The organism is Neobacillus paridis (genome assembly GCF_016765675.1).
Lineage (GTDB): Bacteria > Bacillota > Bacilli > Bacillales > Cytobacillaceae > Neobacillus > Neobacillus paridis.
The window spans coordinates 1-591 of sequence record NZ_JAESWB010000074.1 but is presented as its reverse complement, the minus strand read 5'-3'; the positions used below and the strand labels follow the sequence as shown (position 1 = coordinate 591).

At 55.0% G+C, this 591-nt stretch carries 1 protein-coding gene; it reads right to left on the bottom strand.

Annotated elements, in window-relative coordinates; genetic code table 11:
- On the bottom strand, nt 1-591 hold a 591-nt coding region (locus JK635_RS05895; RefSeq protein ID WP_202653061.1), incomplete at both ends, for a hypothetical protein.

Below are 591 nucleotides of genomic sequence, written 5' to 3'. Positions count from 1 at the left end.
GGTTGCTCTGGCTTTGGCGTGCAATTTTTTTGCCATGGCATGTGACGCCCCATGGTCCTGTGACGCCTCGGGCCAGATCATATCGTCGATGTCAGGCACCATGACGCGTGTATAGGTAGCATAGGCACTCAGGTCAAACTTCGGCTGCGTTTGTCTAGCCAGATGATGGGCAAGGACATTCCATGCGCGAAGCTGCGGATGGCTGCAAACAGTTTCCCTGAAATTCCTGCCAGCTTCGCCAGCTTTGCCAGCTTCGCCAGCTTTGCCAGCTTCATCAGCGCGATTGCATGTTGCAACCCACGTCATCCAGAATTCGTGAAGCGCAGCCATAGGGATATTGCCTATGTTGCCGTTCCCTGCAATGGCGTCGGCGATACTTTTAAAGGTCGTGATGCCCTCGGCCTTGAATCCAAAACCCTCCAGGGTTTTTCTCAAATCGCTATCGCTCAGTGTATTGACGTTCGCGTCCCACTGACTGAATTCAGGTTGCGCGCGCACCGCGTCTTGCAGGACGCGTTGTTTGACCAACGGGCCATTGTTTCCTTTCGGTTCAAGCCTGTCCGCCGTGATGCGATCGGCGACGGCCTTGAG